The 16,952-nt window shown below is 42.1% G+C and carries 22 protein-coding genes; 15 read left to right on the forward strand and 7 right to left on the reverse strand.

Annotated features, from left to right (window positions below; translation table 11 throughout):
- Positions 1-186: 186 nt before the first annotated feature.
- Together NAF19_RS28380 and NAF19_RS28385 are read right to left on the reverse strand one after the other, a co-directional pair.
- Entirely contained in the window at positions 187-468 is a 282-nt protein-coding gene (locus tag NAF19_RS28380) for a hypothetical protein (RefSeq protein ID WP_252793758.1), read from the reverse strand.
- Position 469: 1 nt separating this feature from the next.
- Positions 470-1,039 (reverse strand): Crp/Fnr family transcriptional regulator, encoded by a 570-nt coding sequence (locus NAF19_RS28385; RefSeq protein ID WP_252793759.1) that lies wholly within the window; start codon positions 1,037-1,039, stop codon positions 470-472.
- Positions 1,040-1,216: 177 nt separating this feature from the next.
- Here NAF19_RS28385 and NAF19_RS28390 point away from each other — a divergent pair, with 177 nt between their 5' ends.
- The 5 genes from NAF19_RS28390 to NAF19_RS28410 all read left to right on the forward strand — a co-directional run bounded on the left by NAF19_RS28390 (position 1,217) and on the right by NAF19_RS28410 (position 5,046).
- Complete coding sequence (locus NAF19_RS28390) at positions 1,217-1,639, forward strand: helix-turn-helix domain-containing protein (RefSeq protein ID WP_252793760.1); 423 nt, start codon at positions 1,217-1,219, stop codon at positions 1,637-1,639.
- A 57-nt stretch (positions 1,640-1,696) separates the two neighbouring features.
- Positions 1,697-2,143 (forward strand): DUF1569 domain-containing protein, encoded by a 447-nt coding sequence (locus NAF19_RS28395; protein ID WP_252793761.1) that lies wholly within the window; start codon positions 1,697-1,699, stop codon positions 2,141-2,143.
- Between the two features lie 16 nt (positions 2,144-2,159).
- The gene (locus NAF19_RS28400; RefSeq protein WP_252793762.1) at positions 2,160-2,576 is read left to right on the forward strand and encodes a VOC family protein; all 417 of its coding nucleotides are present in this window, start codon (positions 2,160-2,162) and stop codon (positions 2,574-2,576) included.
- A gap of 14 nt (positions 2,577-2,590) precedes the next feature.
- The gene (locus NAF19_RS28405) at positions 2,591-3,037 is read left to right on the forward strand and encodes a DUF1569 domain-containing protein (RefSeq protein WP_252793763.1); all 447 of its coding nucleotides are present in this window, start codon (positions 2,591-2,593) and stop codon (positions 3,035-3,037) included.
- A gap of 98 nt (positions 3,038-3,135) precedes the next feature.
- Positions 3,136-5,046, forward strand: coding sequence for a hypothetical protein (locus tag NAF19_RS28410; RefSeq protein ID WP_252793764.1), 1,911 nt, complete (start codon positions 3,136-3,138; stop codon positions 5,044-5,046).
- A 202-nt stretch (positions 5,047-5,248) separates the two neighbouring features.
- On the opposite strand, the gene NAF19_RS28415 is transcribed toward NAF19_RS28410, so the two are convergent.
- Positions 5,249-5,416: a hypothetical protein gene (locus NAF19_RS28415; protein ID WP_252793765.1), complete on the reverse strand. Its 168-nt coding sequence runs from the start codon at positions 5,414-5,416 to the stop codon at positions 5,249-5,251.
- A gap of 88 nt (positions 5,417-5,504) precedes the next feature.
- Between NAF19_RS28415 and NAF19_RS28420 the strand changes: the two genes are divergently transcribed.
- From NAF19_RS28420 to NAF19_RS28430, 3 genes are all read left to right on the forward strand, one after another.
- Positions 5,505-6,875, forward strand: a complete 1,371-nt coding sequence (locus tag NAF19_RS28420) for a UCP032817 domain-containing protein (RefSeq protein WP_252793766.1) — start codon at positions 5,505-5,507, stop codon at positions 6,873-6,875.
- A gap of 156 nt (positions 6,876-7,031) precedes the next feature.
- Positions 7,032-7,340 carry a type II toxin-antitoxin system HigB family toxin gene (locus NAF19_RS28425; protein WP_252793767.1) on the forward strand — a complete coding sequence of 103 codons (309 nt, stop codon included), beginning with the start codon at positions 7,032-7,034 and terminating at the stop codon, positions 7,338-7,340.
- 4 nt (positions 7,341-7,344) lie between these two features.
- Positions 7,345-7,701, forward strand: a complete 357-nt coding sequence (locus NAF19_RS28430) for a helix-turn-helix domain-containing protein (RefSeq protein WP_252793768.1) — start codon at positions 7,345-7,347, stop codon at positions 7,699-7,701.
- Positions 7,702-7,760: 59 nt separating this feature from the next.
- On the opposite strand, the gene NAF19_RS28435 is transcribed toward NAF19_RS28430, so the two are convergent.
- From NAF19_RS28435 to NAF19_RS28445, 3 genes are all read right to left on the reverse strand, one after another.
- On the reverse strand, positions 7,761-8,480 hold the full coding sequence (locus NAF19_RS28435; RefSeq protein ID WP_252793769.1) for a LytR/AlgR family response regulator transcription factor: 720 nt from the start codon (positions 8,478-8,480) through the stop codon (positions 7,761-7,763).
- A gap of 71 nt (positions 8,481-8,551) precedes the next feature.
- Positions 8,552-9,493: a sensor histidine kinase gene (locus NAF19_RS30895; protein WP_252793770.1), complete on the reverse strand. Its 942-nt coding sequence runs from the start codon at positions 9,491-9,493 to the stop codon at positions 8,552-8,554.
- 317 nt (positions 9,494-9,810) lie between these two features.
- Complete coding sequence (locus NAF19_RS28445) at positions 9,811-11,010, reverse strand: aminotransferase class V-fold PLP-dependent enzyme (protein ID WP_252793771.1); 1,200 nt, start codon at positions 11,008-11,010, stop codon at positions 9,811-9,813.
- Positions 11,011-11,173: 163 nt separating this feature from the next.
- Between NAF19_RS28445 and rlmF the strand changes: the two genes are divergently transcribed.
- Positions 11,174-12,103, forward strand: coding sequence for a 23S rRNA (adenine(1618)-N(6))-methyltransferase RlmF (rlmF, locus tag NAF19_RS28450; RefSeq protein WP_252793772.1), 930 nt, complete (start codon positions 11,174-11,176; stop codon positions 12,101-12,103).
- Between the two features lie 57 nt (positions 12,104-12,160).
- Complete coding sequence (locus NAF19_RS28455; RefSeq protein ID WP_252793773.1) at positions 12,161-12,547, forward strand: group III truncated hemoglobin; 387 nt, start codon at positions 12,161-12,163, stop codon at positions 12,545-12,547.
- Between the two features lie 5 nt (positions 12,548-12,552).
- Here the strand turns inward: NAF19_RS28455 and NAF19_RS28460 are convergent, their stop codons facing one another.
- On the reverse strand, positions 12,553-13,926 hold the full coding sequence (locus tag NAF19_RS28460) for a sensor histidine kinase (protein ID WP_252793774.1): 1,374 nt from the start codon (positions 13,924-13,926) through the stop codon (positions 12,553-12,555).
- Positions 13,927-14,169: 243 nt separating this feature from the next.
- Here NAF19_RS28460 and NAF19_RS28465 point away from each other — a divergent pair, with 243 nt between their 5' ends.
- The 5 genes from NAF19_RS28465 to NAF19_RS28485 all read left to right on the forward strand — a co-directional run bounded on the left by NAF19_RS28465 (position 14,170) and on the right by NAF19_RS28485 (position 16,890).
- Positions 14,170-14,829: a PAS domain S-box protein gene (locus NAF19_RS28465; RefSeq protein WP_252793775.1), complete on the forward strand. Its 660-nt coding sequence runs from the start codon at positions 14,170-14,172 to the stop codon at positions 14,827-14,829.
- 96 nt (positions 14,830-14,925) lie between these two features.
- The gene (locus NAF19_RS28470; RefSeq protein ID WP_252793776.1) at positions 14,926-15,261 is read left to right on the forward strand and encodes an ATP-binding protein; all 336 of its coding nucleotides are present in this window, start codon (positions 14,926-14,928) and stop codon (positions 15,259-15,261) included.
- A 190-nt stretch (positions 15,262-15,451) separates the two neighbouring features.
- Positions 15,452-15,778, forward strand: a complete 327-nt coding sequence (locus tag NAF19_RS28475) for an ArsR/SmtB family transcription factor (protein ID WP_252793777.1) — start codon at positions 15,452-15,454, stop codon at positions 15,776-15,778.
- 183 nt (positions 15,779-15,961) lie between these two features.
- The gene (locus NAF19_RS28480; protein ID WP_252793778.1) at positions 15,962-16,378 is read left to right on the forward strand and encodes a VOC family protein; all 417 of its coding nucleotides are present in this window, start codon (positions 15,962-15,964) and stop codon (positions 16,376-16,378) included.
- 17 nt (positions 16,379-16,395) lie between these two features.
- Complete coding sequence (locus tag NAF19_RS28485; protein ID WP_252793779.1) at positions 16,396-16,890, forward strand: SRPBCC family protein; 495 nt, start codon at positions 16,396-16,398, stop codon at positions 16,888-16,890.
- The last annotated feature ends 62 nt before the right edge of the window (positions 16,891-16,952 follow it).

Genomic DNA, 16,952 nt, shown 5'->3' on the forward strand with positions numbered 1-16,952 from the left:
TCCTTCAGATTCCTCCTCGCGAAGGACACCCTTGCCTTGGGTTAACGCTTCCCACTATCAAGGCGCGTTCGGGACTTCCACCCTATAGTTTGCGCCCGTGCCGGGCGCACACAAAAAACAGCCTGGTCAGTAAACCAGGCTGTCGCGTTTAATTGTGTAATTTTTTATTTGCAGTCCTTCTGCATTTTATTGCGATGGCGGGCAAATTTGCATAAAGGTTAAGGCGCTGCTTGCTTCGTACGATTGTATTACACCGGTTGGGCAGGCAACTGCATAGTTGCGATAAGTAAGGTCACGGGCCTTATCACGGTTTGTCCATGCGGTGTTTACATTTTGCTGTATCCAGCTTAAGTATTGCTGCTGGCCACCATCGTTAATCAGCATAATTATGTACTGGGCAAATCTGGCCTTCAGCATACCTTGCTCGTTGAAATCGCATTCCGCGGGTAATATACCGTCAACGCACATATTATTTTGGTGTAATACGGCTTAAGGACGTATCTGTAACTCCCAAATATGAGGCGATATTTTTTAGTGGTGTATGCTGGAAAATTTCGGGATTGGTTTTTAACAAATGATCGTAACGTTCTTCGGCGGTTTCAGTGATCATGGTAAGCATACGGGTTTTTAATGCTGCGAATCCTTTTACAAGCACCCCGCGGCCAAACTCACGAAACTCCGGCAGGGCATGGAAAAGGTTATTCAACTGCTCAAAGTTGATAAACCACCCCTCACAATCGGTAAGAGCCTGTATGTTTTCCTGCGACCGGGTGCGGTTAAAAAATGATGAAATTTCAAATACTATTTGCCCCGGCGAACAAAGGTTGGTAGTTACCTCGTTGCCTTCAGTATCATAGGCAAAGCAACGCAGGTATCCTTTATCTAAAAAAAAGTATTCGTCAGATATTTTACCTGCAACCAGCAGCAACTGGCCCTTGGCGACGGTTTTAAAAGCAAAATGGCCGGCAATTTCATTCCGTATAGCCGGCGAATTGAGGTTTCCCCTTTGAAAAAATTCGAGAAGTCTTTCTTTGCTCATCAATACCGTCTTAGGTATGCGAATATAGTTATAAGGCAATAACATTCTTTAAGAAAGGAGGAGGGAATTAATATCCTCAAACAATACCCCGCGTAGTTAAAAAAGGCCACATGGGTTAATACAGAGCATTTTTTTCAATTTGTTTCCTAACTTAGTAATTCGGCGACACGCAAATAAATGACAGACCATCAATACCCAAAATTATATTTTTACCGCCGTATAGTGCAGGCGAAAATCTATATTGATGACCATTACGGCGACAATATCGATTTAAACAATATCGCCGATGAAGCTTATTTCTCAAAATTCTATTTCATCCGTGCGTTTAAAAACACCTATGGTAAAACCCCGCACCAGTATTTAATTTATGTGCGGATTGAAAAAGCCCGCGAGTTATTAAAAACCGGCACGCCGGTTTCCGAAGTCTGTTATACTGTCGGCTTTGAAAGTTTAAGTTCGTTCAGCGGGCTGTTTAAACGGGTTGCGGGCTTAAGTCCTTCTGCTTACGTGGCTAAGCAGCTAAATCTGCAACAACAAATAAAAAAATCTCCACTGAGTTTTGTCCCGGCCTGCTTTGCTGAAAAAAGCGGCTGGCTATAAAAACAGCAATTTTAAAGAAATGATTACCTTACCGGCAAGCGTTATTTGCATCATAATATGGAAACAATATTTGACCAAAATACACGGGATAAGATAATTGCCCGGATAAACACGTTAACCGAAAGTAACGCCGCCCAATGGGGCAAAATGGATATCCGCCAGATGCTGGCGCACTGTACCATGTACGAAGAAATGCTGCAGGGAAAAAGAAAATTTAAAAGGATATTTTTAGGCCGCCTGTTTGGCAAAGTCGCCATGAAGGATATTATTGGCGATGCACGCCCCGTTAAGCGAAACCTGCCGACAATTCCTGAACTAAAGGTATTTCCACCGGGCATCAATTTCGCCGCCGAGAAAAAGAAATGGATAGCTTTACTGGAGGCTTATACAAATTTTGGAAACATGGATTCGGAGCATGCTTTTTTCGGAAAAATAACTAACCAACAGATAGGCTATTTATCTTATAAACACGCCGACCATCACCTGCGGCAATTTAATAGTTAACCATAATACCAAACACATGATAACTACGCTAACGCACATGAATGTATTTGTTCTTAACCAGGACAGTGCATACGAATTTTATACCAAAAAACTGGGCTTTAAAGTAATAGTTGATGTGCCTATGGGCAATGGCCAGCGCTGGCTTACCGTTGCTCCGCCTGAGCAGCCCGGTTTGGAGATTAACTTAACACCTGTGGCAGAAGGCCACTGGTACGGCAAGGAGGCCGCCGAAAGCTTGCGTGCATTGATAAAAGCCGGCACCTTTGGCTGCGGTGTTTTTACCTGTAACGATGTATACGCAACTTACGAAGAACTAAAAGCAAAAGGCGTTGAGTTTACCAAAGCCCCAAAAAAGGAATTTTATGGCACCGAGGCGTTGTTTAAGGACGACTCGGGAAATTGGTTTTCGCTGGCCCAACTTATAAAAAATTAAGAGTAAAAAAACCGATGAAATCGATATTTGACAAGCCGACCAGGGACGAACTGATTGGCAGGATTAACACGCTTAACGAAAATAGCACCGCCCAATGGGGCAGCATGAATATTTACCAGATGCTGAAACATTGCGTACTGGCCGAAGAAATGTATTTGGGTAAAACAAAACATCCCCGGATGTTTTTGGGCCGCCTGCTTGGCCAGTCTACTTTAAAAAAAATACTGAAAGATGAAACCCCAATGAGCCGGAATGCACCTACAGCGGCAGCCTTTAAGGTTACCGAAAAAGAAGGTGATATATCCGCCGAAAAAAAGAAATGGATTGCGCTGACTGAAGAATATGCTAACTATCAGCCCCCGTACCTGGTGCATTGGTTTTTTGGGAAAATGACGCCGGAGCAGGTTGGGCAGTTTGTGTATAAACATGCCGATCATCATTTGCGGCAATTTGGGGCGTAATTTAGCTCCTTTATAAGCGACTTCTCAAAGCAACCTCACCCCGATTTGCAGCGTATATTTATTGAACCTTTTAACAGGCAATTTGTGATGAGGCTTAAATGAAAAAACTTTTTTCCTCCCTCCTTTCGTGGCGATGCCTTGCAGCCCTGTTCGCCGTGTTAATGGTTAGCACCCCGTTTGCCATTAACAATTATCTTGTTGATAAGGGACCGAGTTGGCTGGGACTGGATGTATCGTGGAAAATGACGCTTGACTATGCGTTTGCCAAACATTGGGTATGGGGTAAGGATATTGTATATACTTATGGACCGCTCGCCAATCTTTCCACCCGCACCGGGCTGGGATTTCCTGCGTGGGCAATGGTGGTATTTGATGTTTTTTTAGTCCTCAACTTCTATTTTGTTTTTGCCGATTTTATAAAAAACAATGCCAGTAAGCCGCTGGCTATTGCTATAGTTATATGCCTGGCGTTGCTGGTTAATCCCTGTTTTGGGTCAGACACCGCATGGATTTTATTGTTCTTTATTATCTATTGGATGATAAAGACTTTTGACAAGCCGCGCCCCCTATACCTTGCCATACTAATTACGCTAACCATATTGGCCTTTTATATAAAAATGAATACCGGCCTTATCGCCATGGTATTGTTGTGCAGTCATTTTATCAATCTGTTTACTGCAAAAAAATTAACCATTATAAACATGTCTGGTTGGTTTGCCTGGTTTATTGTACTCATCATGTTATCGGCCATATTGCTAAATGTTTCAATTTTAGGTTATATAACCGGCTCGCTCGAAATAATAAAGGGATATAACGATGTGATGTATCTTGATGAAAGCCATGCTGTAATTGAGACCGCGCTATATTTGCTTTTTCTGGCGATGCTCGCGTTACTTTTATATAGTTTATGGCGACAGGTAGCCGCGAAAAAACATAACCAAATCATGTACACAATTGCGGGCATCGTATTCCTATTCCTGTTGCAAAAACAAGCTGTTTTGCGCAATGATGCGCAGCACTTGTACGAATATTTTTCCTTTGCCCCTTTGCTGCTGCTTTGCAATTTTACAGCCGGTAATCATCAAAAATCAACTTTAAAGTACTCGCTGATCATTCTGATTTTTGCACTTGGGTTTGTGCTGTATAATCGCGGGCTTGCTTATTCGCTCAGTAGCCGGATAACAGCACCTTTTACCTATATAAAACAGGTTGTTGATCATAACAAAGCAGCACACCTTAGCCAACCCGGGAAACGGTATATACCCCAGCGGGTACTGGATATTATCGGCAATAAAACGGCGGATGTTTTCCCCTGGGATAGCGAGTATGTGATTGAAAATAAGTTGAACTATAAACCCCGGCCGGTATTCCAGTCGTTTTCGGCCTATACCGAAGGCCTTGAAAAAATCAATTACGATTACTTTGTAAAACAGGCCCCAAATTTTTTGATATACGATTATGACGCTATCGACAACAGATACCCGTTTAACGACGAAAGCCTTGCAAATCTTTTCATCCTGCGCAATTATACGCTGGCTGATACTTTCGCATCTAACCAAAGGCAGCGCCTTGTATTACAGCGGAACGATAAGACTGCACCATTGCAATTTAAACACATCAAACGGTTTGAGTTTTCCCCGGCCGACACCATACCGGTAACCAATTTCAATTTTATAAAGCTGGATGTACAATATAACCTGCCGGGCAAAATAAAAGCATTTGTAAACAAACCTCCGCGTGTGCAGATCAGTTATATGCGGGCAGATGGTAAATGGTTTACCTACAAAACGTCGCCCGAGCTGTTAAAGATGGGGCTTTATGTTGGCTGTTTGGTTACCAATGATGACGAATACATCGCCCTTTTAAATGATAAACCTGCTGCAGCTATTAAAAAAATTAAGTTAATTGTTAACGGTAGTCTTTTCAGCGGGAAGGGTTTAATGGATATCTATTTGGTTAACCACCATTCATTATTAAACAAACCAGCTCCTGATGAGCATAATTATTAAGATAAGTATCCAAAACAAGAGCGTAAGGCTCATCTCCCTGCCGAGAAAAAGAGAAATTTTCACCCAAAACTTAGTTGGCTTATTGTCTTCTTTCACCCGGCCAGGCCTTTAGATATTATTATATCTAAATCTAATATATTTTATGGCTTACTATATTATTTTGAAAAAAACATTTTTTTATTAGAAGTTAATTGACGACTCTCTAATGCGGAACGGGTTCATCATGATCGTCATCGTCCGGCTTCAGTTCCGACTGAATGATCTTTTTCTCAAATACCTTTTCGTCCTTCTGGTTTCTTTTAATCAGCCAGATTACTAACAAGGCCATAAGTAGTAAAAACGGGATAAGCCACCAATAATTAATTTCCATAGCATTAAATTTGAATGATATAAATGTAAACATTGGCTTTCGTATCCGGGTAAATTGCTACATTTAAACCATCCCCGGTATTTTAAAAATGGACCAGCAACTTTGGCAAAACATATTGGATTTTAACCTGGATGAGCCGGTAAGTGCTTACAGCTTTTCAACCCGGCTTGAGAATGAGAATTTCTGGACGGTTAATTTCGCGCAGGGTGCTATTATCGAATATAAAAAATTCATGTACCTGGCTGCAGTTTCGGAGTACATGGTTTCACCATCACCTATCGTTGATGTGATTTGGCACCAGCACCTGGTTTTCACGCAATCATACGATGAGTTTTGCAAGGTTTTGGGCAAAAAAATAGCTCATGTCCCAGCCACACATCACAACACGGATTTTGAAAAGTTTAAATCGGCCGGCGAACGGACCGGCAGGTTATACACCGAAAACTTCGGGCCTCAGCCGCCGGAGTTTTGGGAATACGAAGACATGTACGGGTCGCTACAAATGCCGCAATCTTCGTCGACACCGATAAAGGTTACCGCCGTTGGCGTACCTATTTTGCTCGCGGCAGCTTTCGGCGCCTTTTGGTTATTCCGGCCGACGTATGTGCTCATAAACAACCCCGATTTTTCACTTTACTACCTGCTGATAATTGGCGCGTGTTTTATAGCGCTCGAATTCTATAACCTCGTTACACTTAACGGGATAATCGGCAGCCGGCAAAAGTGTGCCTTTGTATTTAATTTATCAGCGCTCGAACTGGTTTATCTTCGCAAAAATAAAATAGCGGACGTAATTAATGGCGTAGTGAGCCAACTGGTTTCCTCTGGAAAAGTATCAGTCTTCCCCAATAATTCGCTGGCGATAACTGATTCCGCCGCGATGAATACCCCGGTTGAAATTTGTGTGCTGCAAACTATCGATGCCAACCCTAACGTGGGCTACGATTCGCTGGTAAACCAAATGGCGTTAAAGCCCGCATTCAATAAAGCAGCCCGGGCCATGGACGGCCTTAACGCGTATGTTTGCAGCTCAAAACAATTCATCGGGCTGTACATAACAAACTTTGTGCTGTTTGCCATTGTGTTTGCATTAGGCGGCGGAAGGCTGATAACCGGGGTTACCAGGGACAGGCCGGTTACATTGATCGCAATTGTATTAGTTGCTTTTGCCATCTTCGCTTTTATTTACCTGCAGCGTTTAACATCGGCTGTCGGCACTATTACCCTGCCTAAGTTTTACTACAAAAATATAGTACCACAAAAATCTGAAGACGATTGGGAATGGCACTATTTTGCAATAGGCAGCATCGCATTTGCGGCCACATTTGCGCCTTTGGCAAGCTTTGCCGATCGCGGCCAAAGTTCGGGCTGGGGAGGCGGGGATTCAGGTTCGTCCGGCGGTTCAAGCTGCGGAAGTTCATGCGGTGGAAGTTTTTGCGGAGGGTGTGGTGGGAGTTAGCCTTACAGCATTCTGAAGATTGGCGCAACGCAGGGAAAGTAGTGGTTGGGTTATTTGCAACAAATTTTAATGAGAGCCATTAATTTAGCTCTATGGCTTGTTTTCTAATAGCAAACCCCTTATATTTGTTTTCTAATAGTAAACCAACAAAGTTTCATGTTTAATATTATTAACAGAAAAACACTTTTGGCTTATGCGGAAAAATATCCAAGTGCAAAAAATGCCTTATTCGAATGGTACTACGAGTTTCTTTCGAGTGATTTTAAAAACTTTCAGGAATTAAAAGCAGTACATGGTAAGGCAAGTTTGGTAGGCGATGACCGCGTTGTTATCAATATAATGGGGAATCATTACAGGCTGGTCATTCGGGTGGTATTTGTTTATAAAACCATCCAAATAAAATGGTTTGGAACCCACAGCGAATACGATAAAATAGATGTGACAACGATTAAATTCAAAGGATAAACAAATGGATTTACAAATTATTAAAACAGAGGCAGAATATGAACATTTACTTGAATGGGCAGATAATCAATTTGATTTAGGCATGAGCCCGGAAACTGCTGAAGGAGGAAAATTACAAATTGCATTGTTGCTCATCAAACAATATGAAGATGAACATTACCCTGTACCCTCGCCAGACCCGATTGAAGTTGTAAAGCTAAAAATGGAGGAAAGAGGACTTATTAATAAAGACCTTGTGAATTGGATTGGCAGCAAAGGCTATGTATCTGCTTTACTCAGTGGTAAAAAGCCCCTAACTTTGCGGATTGCTAAGATATTTCACCAAAAATTGGGAATCCCTGCCGAGGTACTACTGGCATAAGAAATGGTTATTATCTTAATTTATGCCTGATTCTTCTCCAGCCATAAGAATAGAACATTTTATCTTTTCACAAATCTATCCTTCAACACCATGCTCATTACCTCATTCAAATAGCTTTGCCCTACGGTTATTTTTGTATTACCAACATACAGCATGTTTCCTTCAATAGTGGTTATAAAATCAAGGTTTACAATATGGCTTTTGTGTACCTGCAAAAATTTACCAGCTGGCAGATTTTCTAAAATGCCTTTAATGGTTAGGTAAGCAACCAGCTTGCCGGTTGTGGTGTAAAGTGTTATATAATTGGCGAGGGCCTCAATGTACGCGAGCTCATCAAACAGCACTTTTTCTATTTTGCCATCGCACTTTACAAAAATGTAGTTGGCCTCTATAACTCCAGCCGCAGGCTTTTTCTGTTTCAAAGTATGCAGTTCGAGCGCCTTTTGCGACGCTCTTAAAAAACGCTCAAGCGAAAATGGCTTCACCAGGTAATCAACCACAGCCAGCTCAAAACCGTCTAAAGCGTACTGTCCATAAGCGGTCGTCATAATAACCATCGGCAAATTATTGGCCGACCGCAAAAAGTCAAGCCCCGACATTTTAGGCATGTTTATGTCGAGGAAAACCAAGTCGGGTTTCAATTCGTTTATCAGCCCGGTTGCCTTTAGTGGATTTTCGGCAGTACCGGCCAACTTTAAAAAGTCAGTCTCCTCGATATATTCCTGCAACAGCTTTCGGGCTATCGGCTCATCATCAATTATAAGGCATTTTAAAGTCATACGTTACGCAAAGTTAAATTGATTTCGAAGCTGTCGCCATGATTTCCAACCGTTAGTGAATGCCTGCCGGGTTAAAGAAGCTCCAGGCGCCGCCTGGCGTTGGCTATTCCAAGCCCTGATGATTTTTCGACCGGGTTTATATAACTATCCCTGGTATTAAAGCACCTGAAACACAAATTGCCATCCTCATATTTCATACTGATATCTACCCGGTTTTCTTTAGCCTCGTTAAAGCCCACATATTTAAAAGCATTTTCAATAAAAGTAATTAATAACAGTGGAGCTACTTTTATGGGTGCAGTTATATCGCCTGCGCAAAAACTCACATTAATCCGCTCGTCCATCCGGCTTTTTTGCATTTCGATGTAGTTTTTAATATAATTCAGCTCCCGCTCAAGTTCGATTTGCTCCACATTACATTCATACAGCTGGTAGCGCAGCATCTCCGAAAAAACCAGCAGCATGTTGCGCGCTGTTTTGTTCGATTTATCGATGTGGGCGTAAATGGAATTGATGGAATTAAACAAAAAATGCGGGTTAAATTGTGCCCGCAAAAAATCGAGCTCATGCTCAGCCCGTTCCCTTTCTATCTGCTCAATATAAATACCCGACCGCACCCTGTCGGCAACAAATTTACCTATCAATATGATAACTACCCAAAACAAGATATTGATGAACGAATCCCAAAAAACAGAAAGCAGATCGGGATGAAATTTGGCGACGTTAAAAATATGAATGTTTACCAATATGGTTACCGGTACACGCAAGGCCGCCGTAATTGCAATACCGGCCAGTAAGCATAATGCAAATGCCACATATTTTTTATTATTAAGCAACCGGGGAATAGTGTAGACAGTATTAAAGTAATAGTTGGCCGCAATAAAAATAAGGTAACAAAATTGTATGGTTATAGCGCGGGTAAGCACCAGCGTATTGTTGCGGAAGATAAATATCCAAAACACATATGCCAGCCCCCAAAAAACCAGGTGTAATATAAAATTGCTTTTCTTCACTGCTTTGTAGAGCGTTAATTAGCACTCAATAAAAGTATAAAAGAACGCATTTTTATTAATTATTCTATTATCATGTGAGGTGTGCCGGGGAATCGTTTCAAATTACTATCCGCATTTTTCCCACAGGCCTGCGACCTGTGCTGGTGAATTGCGTCCCCTTGGGGCTTTGTTGATTGTTCTTCAACTTAAAGGTAAAGGAACCCAAATCTCGACGAGAAAGACAAAGCACACAGCCCCAACGGGGCGGCCCTGGTCAGCGCAGGTCGCAGGCCTGCGCTAAAACGCAATCGCCATGGTTTACTTCGCTATTGCCGGAACTATTGTTTTAATAGGTCAAGCAACTCACTGCAAATTGTATTTATCTCTTCTTCGGTATTATAATAATGTACCGATGCCCTAACCACGGTTGTTAAATTGTTTTTGTTCATAAAATAAAGCGTTGAAATGGCTTTACCTACCGAAACATTAATATGCTTTTGTGCCAGATAATTTTTCACCTGTACCGCCTCCAATCCGTTCACTGTAAAAGTTACAATTCCGCATTGTTCGGCGCCAAAGTCGTGCACGGTTATGCCGTCGATATTGCTGAGTTTGGTGCGCAATGTGGTTGCTAACATTTGGATTCGCTGCCATATTTTGTCGATACCGATCGTCAAAGCATACTCAACAGCTTTGCCCAGGCCCAGCGTAAGCGCCCGGTTTTTTTCATAAAGCTCAAACCTGCGCGCATCGGCCCTTAAGTTAAACCCGGCCGGCTTTACATCGGGTGCACTAAATCCGTCCATAAATAATGGTCTTAGTTTGTCCTGTATTTCTTTTTTTACAAATAAAAACCCCGTCCCCCTGGGCGCGCGCAAGTACTTACGCCCGGTTACCGATAGCATATCGCAGCCAATTTCTTTAACATCAACCGGCACTTGCCCTGCACTCTGGCAAGCATCAACCAAGTATAAAATATGGTGTTTGCGGGCGATCTTACCTATTTCAACTATAGGTATCATCCCCCCGGTGGTGGACGCTATGTGCGTTATGGCTATAAGTTTTGTTTTGGGCGATACGGCATTTTCCAGTTCTGTCAGCGAAAAATTCCCGTTTTCATCATTGGGGACCTGCTTGATTTTAATACCGCTATTTTTTTCGGCATTTAAAAATCCAATGATATTGGTTACGTACTCCATTTCGGAAGTGATAACTTCATCACCTGCTTTAAAGTCGATACCATTGAAGGCTATACACCAGGCCGTGCTGGCATTTTCAACTATGGCAATTTCTTCCGGTTCTGCATTAATAAGCTTTGCAATAAGGGCGTAAGTGTTCGCCAATTGCTCCCGGTATTTATATTCCGTTTCATATCCGCCGGCCAGGGCTTCTTCCTTTAAATAATCAACTACGGTATCAACAACCACATCGGGCGGCAGCGAGGCGCCGGCATTGTTAAAATGTATAACATTTGCAGTTCCGGCGGTTTCCTGCCTTAGCTCATTGAGCTCCTGATTGCTTATTACTGTTGTATCCATAGCGGGTTGATTAAACTTCAATGCAAAATAAAGGGTTTCATCAACACTAAAACAGATGCAGTTTTGTTATTTTAAAGCATAACAGATAGAAAGAACACCTGTTTCTGTTCCCGAAAAAAAGGCATAATTTTTTACCGTGATTTAAACCCCTACCTTTGCGCCCATGTCGACAACGCCCGTAAATTCAACTCCGCAGGAAAAGCAAATCCTGCACCCGCGCAACCTGCACCGCGACCGCTATAACTTTAAGGTGCTTTGCAAAAGCAACCCGGCGTTAAAACCGTTTGTGGCTGTTAACCGGTACGATATTGAATCGATAGATTTTACGAACCCAGAGGCAGTTAAAGCCTTAAACAAAGCTTTGTTAAAACATTTTTACGGGGTTGATAGCTGGGATATCCCGGATGGATATCTTTGTCCGCCAATACCAGGCCGCGCTGATTATATCCATTACTTAGCCGATTTACTTGCCGAAAACAACAATGGCGTTGTACCCACAGGCAACAAAGTAAAAATCCTCGATGTAGGCACAGGAGCTAATGTTGTTTATCCACTAATAGGCAGCAGTGCGTACGACTGGAAATTTGTTGGCACAGAGGTAGATCTTATTGCCCTTGCATCGGCAAAAAACATAATTGCTTTAAACAAACACCTAAAGGATAAAATTGACATCCGTAGACAGGCAAGCAAAACCAATATTTTCAATGGCATAATTAATGGTGGTGAGGTATTCGACGCAAGTATTTGCAACCCGCCTTTCCATGCTTCGGCGCTTGAAGCAAAGGATGCGACTGAAACCAAGTGGAAAAAGCTTGGCGTAAACCCTAACCAAAAAACGCCGCTAAATTTTGGCGGACAAAAGACCGAACTGTGGTATCCCGGTGGCGAATCGGCTTTTATTACCCGGATGATTGAGGAAAGCGCTGTTATACCTGAAAACTGCAAATGGTTCACAACGCTGGTATCAAAAAAAGAAACCTTGCCAATAGTGCAAAGAGCATTAACCAGGGTACGAGCTATTGATGTTAAAACCATCAATATGGCGCAGGGGCAAAAGGCCAGCAGGATTTTAGCCTGGACGTTTTTGGGGTAGTATACTTAGTTTCTAACGCTCATATTCAGCGTATATTTGCCGCGGGGGCGATAGAAAATGAAAGACATTACCGATATAGCGGATATTAAACTTTTTGTAAACGAGTTTTACGACAAAGTGCGCAAAGACGAGTTAATAGGACCTGTTTTTTTAGAAAAAATAACCGGCGACTGGCAGCCGCACCTCGACAAGATGTACGCATTTTGGAATGCTGCACTCTTTGCGGAACCCGGATATAGGGGCAACCCATTTGCCAAACATGCCCCGCTAAAAATCAGTTCGCCTCATTTTGAGCGCTGGCTGGTTTTATTTGGCGACACGATTGATAGTAACTTTACGGGGCCTATGGCCGTTGATGCAAAGAAAAGAGCTGGTTTAATGGCCGATATCTTCCTTGTAAAATTGGAAAGAATGAACGGTGACCCCGGAAAGGTAATAGTTTAACAACCTCACAATGGCAACGCCACAATAAATGAAGTACCGCTGCCCGGCGATGACTTTACCGCAATGGTACCGTGCATTTGCTCAATGGCCTGTTTAACAAAATACAAGCCCAGCCCCATGCTTTTTTTATTGAGCCCTGATTTAAAATATTTGTTAAAAATATTTGTATACTGGTTGGGTTTAATACCTATCCCATTGTCCTCAACCTCCATAACACAATGTTTGCCATCACTATATGATTTCACTTTTACCCATTGCTCGGGCTTGCTGAAATCGGCATATTTTATGGCGTTTGATATCAGGTTGTTAAACACAGTCTTTAAATCGGTGACGTTGCAATTCACTTCCCAAACCGCCAGTTCACTTACAAATTTCACTTTCTTGCCTTCTGCAAAAAAGCTATTTTGGGTTATTACATCTTTTACAATTTCGTCGAGTTTGCAAGGCCCAATGCCATTGTTCTCATTCTGGATAGTCTGCAGTACCTCCTTTATGTAATTATCCTGAAGCTGGATGGTTTCCTGCATCATTTCAGTATAGGTTGAAATCTTGGTGATATCCTTCTCTTTTTCCAGCACCGAAACCAGCCCGCTCAACGATGTTAAAGGCGCGCGTAAATCGTGCGTGACAGCAAACACAAAATGGTTTATCCGCTCGTTCATGCTTTTAAGGGCCCGGTTTTGGTCGATAATTACTTTTTTAGAACTATGCAGTTTTTTAAGCATCAGCCCGGCAAGCAAAGCAGTACTAAATAAAATAATGGCGGATATTACGATGTCGGCAATAAAAACATAATGGTCGACCGTGCGGGACGCTGTGCCCAATATGGCCGAAAAATCGCGCTGTTGAATGGTCAGGTTGTCTGATATAGTATTTACCTGTAAAACAATAGCTTCCTGGTCAACCTCCTTTCCCGCAGCAATATCACGATGTACCGCCGAACCTATCCGGTTTAAATTTGCCACCAGCACGTCTGATTGCTGCCAGGCTTTTATCGCCTTCTTAAAAAAAGCCTCGTTTTTAAAATGCTGGTAATACCATATCAGCTCGGGCAAATCATCAGGATGATTGGCGCCCATTAAAAAACCAATACGCGCAATTTTTATGTCTTTACCTGCCGATAAAGCCTCGCGGGCAATGCTGTCGCCGCGCGGGATAGTGATATCATCTTTAAAAACTAAAAAATCTGATTCCTCGTGCGAATAGATATAGCTCATCAAATGCCGGGTAGCATCCTTTTCACCTTTTGAATATTGCGATTCGAAATTGGTGTAGGCCCTGCCGGCGGAAAGAATTTTAACGGAATAAAAGTGCGTAACGGCTATGGCAGCGGTAGCCACCAATACAATAACGGTTAAAGCAATAATAACTTTTTTCATAGTCAACCTCACAGGTGCTAATCGTTATTTTTCTAAATCAAGAAATGCACCGTTACCTTATACGAAATTTTACAGCTAAGGTTTTATTGAAAAATCACCCCATAAATCTGTTAATAATAACATTTTCCGGTTATTTCATTTTCGCTATTTTAGCAAACAGCGGTAGTTTTAGATATTAGGGGACGGGCTTTCGTATTGCTTTTCACCTAATAATGGAGCTTTTACAGGTAAAAAAATCAAAGGATGGCGACGAAAGGGAGTAAAAAAGGGTCAGATAAAAATTTTAATATCGAGCGTTTTTTCGATTTGTCGCCCGATTTACTTTGTATTGCAGGTTACGACGGGTATTTCAAAAAAATAAACCCGGCTGTTTCTAAACTGTTAGGCTATACCAACGAAGAACTGCTCGCAAAACCAATTCACGAATTTATTTATCACGAAGACAAGGACATTACCGCCACGTTAAGAGATAATTTGCTGAACGATATCCCGCTGTTTAATTTCGAAAACCGCTACGTCGCCAAGAGCGGCGAAATAGTGTGGCTCCATTGGACATCCATGCCAATTAACAACGATAAGGTGGTGTTTGCCATTGCCAAAAATATTACGGCAAAGAAAAAACAGGAAGCGGACCGAAACCTGTTGCTTACAAACCTTACAAAGTTAAACGATGATTTGAAACAATTGGCGTACATGACCTCGCACGATTTGCGTACGCCGGTAAGTAACCTCCTTTCAGTTTTTACGTTGCTTGACGTTTCAAAAATCCAAGACGAAGAAACGCTTGAATTTATCGGTATTTTGAAAACAACTACCGATAGTTTGAAGAACACGCTAAATAGTTATGTTGATGCTTTAATTGAGAAAAATCGCTCGGACGTAAATGTTGAGGAATTGGATTGAAATGGCTGCTTAAACGCAGTGTTACAATCCACGCAGTCGATAATTAAAAACTCAAACGCAGTAGTTACGGCGGATTTTTCTAAAGCTAAAACAGTTATGTTTAATAAAGCATATCTCGAAAGCATATTTTTAAACCTGATTACCAACTCTATAAAATACGCGAAGCCCGATAGTGTGCCGGTAATATCAATAACGTCAAAAAAAAACACACGGGGTACTCAATTAATTTTCGCAGATGAAGGCTTGGGCTTCGATCTAAAAAAAGTAAAAGGAAAGATTTTTGGATTTAACCAAAAGTTTCATGAAAATGCCGACAGTAAGGGGATAGGGCTGTACCTTGTTTATAACCATATTACCAGCCTGGGCGGAAGCATTTCTATAAAGAGCAAAGTAAATGAGGGGACGAAATTCATCCTCTCATTTAAGAAATAAAGCCTTTAACGCTCCATTTCTCAGTCGCCGAATGGGGCAATTTCCAATGCATACCAACACGAACTCTATTCCGTAATTGTCGTTGTTCCTGCCCTTTATTATCGAATTAAAAAAATTTAAGGAAAAATTTGCGTAAGCAATTACTTACATATATATTTGTAAGCGTTTACTTACATATTATATTTAGCTGATGAGAAGAGATGTTTTCCAGGCCATAGCCGACCCAACCCGCAGGGAGATAATAAACCTGGTAGCGTTTAACCCGTTAAACCTGAATGCTATTGCCGACAAGTTCGACATTAGTCGCCCTGCCATATCGCAACAGATAAAAATCCTGGCCGAGTGCGGGCTTATCAGCATAAAAAAGCAAGGCCGCGAACGCTATTGTGAAGCCAGTTTGCAGCAACTGAACGAGGTATCGAACTGGATTGAAAAATACAGGCAACTATGGGAAGAGAAATTTAACAAACTGGACGATTTACTGAATAACATGCAAAACCAACCCAATAAACCATAAATTGATATTGTTCACTCAAATAGCTTGCGTTTTGCCTCACCTAAATCCTCTCCAAAGGAGAGGACTTGAGCCACACTAAGCATTAGAACCCTCTCCTTTGGAGAGGGCAGGGTGAGGCGAAAAACCAATAAACCATAAATTATTAAATCAATATCTATTGTCTCACATTTAAAAACAACCATTATGACCAAAGAACTGTGGATTAACTTACCGGTGAAAAATCTTAAAAGCTCGATAGACTTTTTCACCAAAATAGGCTTCAAATTCAATACTAACAGCCCCGGCTATACCGAAAATATGGCACCGATGATAGTTGGCACTAAAAACATTGTGGTAATGCTGTTTGAAGAAAACTTTTTTGCAGCCACCAATTGCATGCCGCTGGCGGATACCAGCAAAGGCAGCGAAGTATTATTTTCTTTCGATGCCGAAACCCGAGAAGAAGTGGATGAAATGGCCAAAAACGTAGTAGAGGCAGGCGGCAAGATGTTCTCCGGCCCGTCGGAAGTTCAAGGCTGGATGTATGGCTGCGGATTTATTGACCCTAACGGCCACCGCTGGAATATGCTGTATATGGATATGAGTAAAATGAATGGTTAACCTTTAATAATACTACAATGGCAAGCAATAATAAAACCGCCATAAAAGCCGAACCAGGCAAACAGGAGTTATTTATAACCCGCGAATTTGAAGCGCCACGCGAAATGGTGTTCAAGGCGTTCACCACACCCGAACTGATTGTTCAATGGCTTGGCCCACGCGAGTTGAAAATGAAACTGGATAAGTTCGAGCCGAAAAGCGGCGGCTCATACCGCTATGTACACATAGACCCGGCTGGCAACGAGTACGGTTTTCACGGCGTGGTGCACGAAGTACTGGCCCCGCAGCGTGTTATCCAGACTTTTGAATTTGAAGGCCTGCCCGAAACCGGCCATGTAACGCTGGAAACATCGCGGTTTGAAGAGTTACCCGGCAACCGTACACGGGTAACCATACAGTCGGTTTTCCAATCAGTTACTGATAGGGATGGCATGCTACAGTCCGGCATGGAGCGCGGGGTAAACGATTCGCACGAAAGGCTGGACGAGCTGTTTGCGAAGGGAGAAATTTAATAAAACGTTTTTTTAGTCTTAACACCGACGTCAGCAACAGCGGCAATAAATACTTAATATTG

Source organism: Mucilaginibacter flavidus (assembly GCF_024055575.1).
Lineage (GTDB): Bacteria > Bacteroidota > Bacteroidia > Sphingobacteriales > Sphingobacteriaceae > Mucilaginibacter > Mucilaginibacter flavidus.